The 5,721-nt window shown below is 73.3% G+C and carries 5 protein-coding genes; 2 read left to right on the top strand and 3 right to left on the bottom strand.

Annotated features, from left to right (window positions below; translation table 11 throughout):
- Nucleotides 1–260: 260 nt before the first annotated feature.
- The 3 genes from BN12_RS17680 to BN12_RS17690 form a co-directional block, all read right to left on the bottom strand.
- On the bottom strand, nt 261–1,889 hold the full coding sequence (locus BN12_RS17680) for an acyl-CoA dehydrogenase family protein (RefSeq protein WP_048554516.1): 1,629 nt from the start codon (nt 1,887–1,889) through the stop codon (nt 261–263).
- Nucleotides 1,886–2,704, bottom strand: a complete 819-nt coding sequence (locus BN12_RS17685) for a PaaX family transcriptional regulator C-terminal domain-containing protein (RefSeq protein WP_083454738.1) — start codon at nt 2,702–2,704, stop codon at nt 1,886–1,888. Before BN12_RS17685 ends, BN12_RS17680 begins: the two co-directional genes overlap by 4 nt.
- 239 nt (nt 2,705–2,943) lie before the next feature.
- Nucleotides 2,944–3,627: a hypothetical protein gene (locus BN12_RS17690; protein ID WP_048554517.1), complete on the bottom strand. Its 684-nt coding sequence runs from the start codon at nt 3,625–3,627 to the stop codon at nt 2,944–2,946.
- Between the two features lie 182 nt (nt 3,628–3,809).
- On the opposite strand from BN12_RS17690, the gene BN12_RS17695 reads away from it, so the two are divergent.
- Together BN12_RS17695 and BN12_RS17700 are read left to right on the top strand one after the other, a co-directional pair.
- On the top strand, nt 3,810–4,970 hold the full coding sequence (locus BN12_RS17695; protein ID WP_048554518.1) for a sensor histidine kinase: 1,161 nt from the start codon (nt 3,810–3,812) through the stop codon (nt 4,968–4,970).
- Nucleotides 4,967–5,617, top strand: a complete 651-nt coding sequence (locus tag BN12_RS17700) for a response regulator (RefSeq protein ID WP_048556554.1) — start codon at nt 4,967–4,969, stop codon at nt 5,615–5,617. Before BN12_RS17695 ends, BN12_RS17700 begins: the two co-directional genes overlap by 4 nt.
- The last annotated feature ends 104 nt before the right edge of the window (nt 5,618–5,721 follow it).

Consider the following 5,721-nt stretch of genomic DNA (forward strand, 5'->3'; position numbering starts at 1 on the left):
GGAAGGTGCTCTGGCGGTCTGCCACCCGATCGGGGCCTGTGCACCACTCCTGTCGTGCCCGTGCCGGGGGGCTCTGGCGGTCTGGCGCCCGATCGGGGCCTGTGCGCCACCCCAGCCGACCGCCCCACCCGGCCGGTCTGGCGGTCTGCCACCCGATCGGGGCCTGTGCACCATTCCTGTCGTGCCCGTGCCGGGGGCTCTGGCGGTCTGGCACCCGATCGGGGCCTGTGCACCACCCGTCCGAGACCGACGAGGAGCGGTCAGCAGGCGGCGGCCCGGTCGATGAGGGTCGCCGTGTCGACGCCGACCGGGAGCGTGCCGAAGGCGATGCCCCAGTCTCCGCCGAGCCGCGAGGCGCAGAAGGCGTCCGCGACGCCCGCGGGCGCGTGCCGCACGAGCAGCGACCCCTGGAGGACGAGGGCGAGCTGCTCGACGACGCGGCGCGCGCGGTACTCGATCGCGTCGAGGTCGGAGAGCTCCTTGCGGACCCGGGCCACCGCGTCGTCGAGCCGGCTGTCGGCACCCTCGGCGAGGGAGACCTCGGTGAAGAACGCCTCCACCGTATGCGGCTGCCGGGCGATGGCGCGCAGCGTGTCGAGTACCGCCACGTTGCCCGAGCCCTCCCAGATCGAGGAGAGGGGCGCCTCGCGGTAGATGCGCGGCATACCGGAGTCCTCGACATACCCGTTGCCGCCGAGGCATTCGAGGGCCTCCGCGGCGTGCACGGGAGCGCGCTTGCAGACCCAGTACTTCGACACGGCGACGGCCACCCGCCGGAAGTCGGCCTCGTGGGTGTCGCCGCGCACCGCCCGGTCGGTGGCGCCGGCGAGTCGCATGCTGACGGTCGCCGCAGCCTCGGCCTCGAGTGCGAGGTCGGCGAGGACGCCCGCCATCGCGGGCTGGTCGACGAGCCGGGCCCCGAAGGCGTACCGGTGTTGCGCATGGTGAACGGCCTCGAGGACGGCGTGGTGCATGAGCGACGCCGAGCCGATCGTGCAGTCGAGCCGCGTCATGTTGACCATCTCGATGATCGTCGGGACCCCGCGGCCCTCCTCGCCCACGAGCCAGCCGCGGGCGCCGTCGTACTCCACCTCGGAGGAGGCGTTGGAGCGGTTGCCGAGCTTGGACTTCAGCCGCTGGAGGCGCAGCGCGTTCCGGGTGCCGTCCGGGAGGACGCGTGGCACGAAGAAGCACGACAGGCCACCCGGGGCCTGGGCGAGGACGAGGAACAGGTCCGACATGGGGGCCGACGTGAACCACTTGTGCCCGACGATCTCGTAGCTGCCGTCGGGCAGCGGCGTGGCGCGCGTCGTGTTGGCGCGGACGTCGGAGCCGCCCTGCTTCTCCGTCATCGACATGCCGGCGATGAGACCCCGCTTCGTGCTGGGAACCCTCAGTCCGTCGTCGTATTCGCGCGAGGCGAGGAGCGGCTCGTATGCCGCGGCGAGCTCGGGGTTCGCGCGCAGGGCAGGCACGACGGCATACGTCATCGAGATGGGGCAGGTGTGCCCGGCGTCAGTCTGGCTCCACGTGAAGAACTTCGCGGCCCGCGCGACGTGTGCGCCCTCCCGCGCGTCGGCCCACGGTGCGGCATGCAGGCCATGCTCGACGGCAGTGCGCATGAGGTCGTGGTACTGCGGCAGATACTCCACCTCGTCGATCCGGTGGCCGTAGCGGTCGTGGGTCCGCAGGACCGGCGGGTGCTCCTCGACGAGCCGGGCCCACTCCTGCGCCTTCGTGCTGCCGGCCAGCCTGCCGACGTCGTGCAGCTCGGGCTCGGCCCAGGCCGCGCCCTCGCGCCGCATCCCCTCGACGAGCGGCGGGTATGCGGACAGGTCGATGTCGACGAGCGGCGGCACCTGGTTGGTCACGTCGTGGGTGGTGGTCATGTCGTCTCCTTCGAGGTGTGGCGTCGGGATGCCGTGGAGGGGGGCGCCGGCGGTGTCGGGATCCGGCGCGTGGACGCCGGCCCTGCTGTCCGTCCATGGGACGTGGTCGGCAGGAGCGCGGACAGCTCCTCGCGGTAGCCGGCGTAGATCTCGCGTAGGCGCGGACCGGGCCAGTCGCCGGGCAGCAGCTCGGGCGGCAGGACCGGGTCGGTCAGCAGGTGGCGCACCGTCGCGGCCATGACCGCGAACCGGTCGGCCGGATCGTCGACACGTGCGGCGGTCGCCAGCAGCTCGCGTCCGTCCGCGGCCCAGGCGGGCAGGTCCCACAGCTCCTCGGCGAGGCCGGCGGGATCGTCGACGGGCCTCGCGACGAGGACACGCGTCTTGCGATCGTGGGCGGGTGGCTGACGGTCGAGGTTCGCCGGCCGCATCCAGACGCCTTCGCGGAGCTCGGCGAGACGCAGCGCGGTGAGCTCGGCCCGGAGGGCGGCGCGATCGGCGGCCGGGCGCCGGGTGGCGGTGACGACGACGACCTCCCACGAGCCGTCCCACGCGCGCGTGGCCGGCTCGACGGCCGCGTCCTGACGCCGCTGCCGCTCGAGCAGCCGCTTACCGAGCGCGTATTCGCCTCCGTCGCCGACGAGATCGCCTGCAGCGACCATCCGGGATACCGCCACGCGGGTCGTCGTCTCGGAGATGCCGAGCAGCTCCATCGCCGACACGATGTCGCGCACCGGAAGGGCGGGCGGATGACAGCCGAGGAGCAGGCTCAGCACCGCCGACCGTGCCGGGACGGGTCGGATCGGGAGGGCCATGCCGCCATATTACAAGTTCACGACATACATCATCAAGACGTAATGCCAGCCGTTCGCACCCTCGACTCGTCGGATCGGCTGCGGCTCGCGCATCGTCGCCGGCTCGCGCATCGTCGCCGGGTCGGGCAGGGTCTCGGTCGTCTGGTCGAAGACCCGGCCCGGACGAGGAGCGCGGGGGCGTCCTGGTCGCGATAGCCGGGCGGGACGTGGCCCGCTGGACTCGTGGCGAGCACGACGGGTCAGGCGGCGAGGGTGTCGGGCGCCACGGCCGGCCGCTCCGACGCGGTGTCGGCGCGCTCGCCCCGGACGAGTGCTACCGCGATCCAGCCGAGTCCGGCGACGAGGAGGAGGTGGCTGATCCATCCGGGGACGGTGCCCTCGGTGACCATGTCGGCGATCCCGAAGGCGCCGACGAGGACCGCCGCGACCCGGGGAAGACCCGCCCGCCACACGGCAACGGCGAGCACGACGACCCCGACGACGGTTCCGACGAGGAAGCAGCCGACGATGACGGCACCGATCGGGTTGGCGGACAGATGGTCGACGAGGTCGGCCGTCGACCGGGCCGGAAGCCCGTCGCGGACGGCCTGCAGCTCGGCGGCCTGGCCCATCCGGACGCCGACGAAGCCGGGGAACCCCACGCAGACGAGTGCGGCGGCGATGCGCGAGGCCACGGGTGCGCGGTGCACGGTGCGGGCCGTCAGCCCGAGCAGGCCCGGGACGAAGAGCAGGGTGCCGACCATGCCGACGAGGACCGAGAGGACGAACTGGCCCTCGTGATGCGCGATTGCCGTGAGGTCGTCGTACGTCGTCCCGCCCGTCAGGGGGGAGAGGACCTGCTCGAGTGTGTCGCATACCGCCGCGACGACGAGAAGCGTTGCGACAGCGCGGGTTCCGAGCAGACGGCGTGGGGTGTGTTCCATGAGTCCTCCCTTGGGATGGCTGAGTCGATGCCGGCACGCTAGGCCGTGAGGAGATCCCCGGACATCGGTCCGCGGGACGTCGTGCCCCGTCCCGCGGACCGCTCCGAACCCTGCGCGAGAACGACCCCCACTCATCCCCGCGAACGAGTCGGGACACCATCCCCGCGAACTACAGTGAGCGCGTGCGCTCACCCCTCCTCGGCGTGTGGGAGCGGCTGCGACAGGGTTCGACGTCGTTCCTCGTCGACGCGTCCCTCGGTGCACTGCTGGCGGGTTGGGCGGTCGTCGACACGCTCGCCGAACCCGCACTGGCGCCCGCCGCCTGCCTCCCCGCGGCGGTGGCCTCCGGCTCCGTCGCGCTCCGGACGCGGGCGCCGATGGCGATGGCCGTCCTCGCGTCGGTGGGCTTCCTCGGATACGGCCTCGCACCCGGGACGTCGACGCCGCTCTGGTCGTTCGTCACCATTCTCGTCGTCGCCTTCGCCGTCGGCGCGCAGCTGCGGGGGCGGCGCCGCTGGGCCGCTATGTCCGTGCTCCTCCTCGTCACGTATGCCGTGCAGATCCTCGACGCGCACCGGTCACCCGGCGAGCTGACGTGGGGCGAGGTCTTCCTCACGCCCGCCGTGCTCGTCCTCGGACCGGCGCTTGCCGGGTGGCTGCTCCAGCGGGCGCGCCGGCAGGCGGTCGATCTGCGCCGTCTCGCCGCGGAGCTGGAGACCGAGCGGGGGCGGTATGCGGCGGCCGCCGCCGAGGCCGAGCGCAGCCGCATCGCCCGCGAGCTGCACGACGTCATCTCGCACTCGGTGAGCGTCATGGTCGTCCAGGCGGGGGCGGCCGAGCAGCTCCTTCCGCCCGGCAGCCCGGCCCGCGAGCAGATCCGCGCCGTGCGAAACACGGGCAAGGAGGCCCTCGCCGAGCTGCGCCGCCAGCTCGGGCTGCTCGGAACCGGCGGCGATCCGGCGCCGCTGCCCGGACTCGACGACCTGCCGCAGCTGGCTCGCGCGACGGGCGCGACGCTGACGAGCGAGGGTGTCCCGGCGGGGGACACGTCTCCGGGACTCGGGCTCACGGCATACCGCGTCGTCCAGGAGGCACTGACCAACGCCTCCCGCTACGCCGCCGGAGCATCGGTCCGGATCAGGGTCGTGCATCGCGGCGACGAACTGGAGCTCGACGTCGCCAACGACGCGGGACGGCCGGCGGACCAGCGCGGCTCCGGGCGCGGGCTCGCGGGGATGCGCGAGCGCGTCGAGCTGTACGGCGGCTCGCTCGACGCGGGACCGCGGGAGGGCGGCTGGCGCGTCCACGCGTGGCTGCCCCGGCGCTCGGGGTCCCCGCGATGACCACCACGCGGACGCGCGTCCTCCTCGCCGACGACCAGACGCTCGTTCGCAGCGGCTTCCGGCTCATGCTCGAACAGCAGCCCGATATCGAGGTATGCGGGGAGGCGGCCGACGGCCGCGCCGCCGTCCTGCTGGCGGCCAAGCTCGGGCCGGACGTCGTCCTCATGGACATCCGGATGCCGGTCCTCGACGGCATCGGAGCGACGCGCCAGCTCCTCGCCGCACCGGGACCGCCGCGTGTCCTCGTCCTCACGACCTTCGACGTCGACGACTACGTCATCGGTGCGCTGCGGGCCGGCGCGAGCGGGTACCTCCTCAAGGACGTCGAGCCCGAGGATCTCGTGCGGGCCGTGCGCGACGTGGTGACCGGCGACATGCCCCTCGCCCGACCGGTCCTCGACCGGCTCGTCGACACGTTCCTCAGCGCCGGCGCCGTGCTCCGCGATCCGCGCCTGGACCAGCTCAGCCCGAGGGAGCGCGAGGTGCTCCGGCTGCTCGGCGAGGCGTTGTCGAACGCCGAGATCGGCGCGCGCCTCTATCTCAGCGTTCCGACGGTGAAGACGCACGTCGCCGGGATCCTCGCCAAGCTCGACCTCCGCGACCGCGTCCAGGCGGCCGTGTATGCGCACCGGCACGGCCTGGTCTAGCACCCCGTGGGCCGTGGGCCGTGGGCCGTGGGCCGTGGGCCGTGGGCCGTGGGCCGTGGGCGGTTGGGCCGACGGGCCGACCCAACCTGGCCATCTGGCACCCG

The organism is Nostocoides japonicum T1-X7 (assembly GCF_001046855.1).
Taxonomy (GTDB): domain Bacteria; phylum Actinomycetota; class Actinomycetes; order Actinomycetales; family Dermatophilaceae; genus Nostocoides; species Nostocoides japonicum.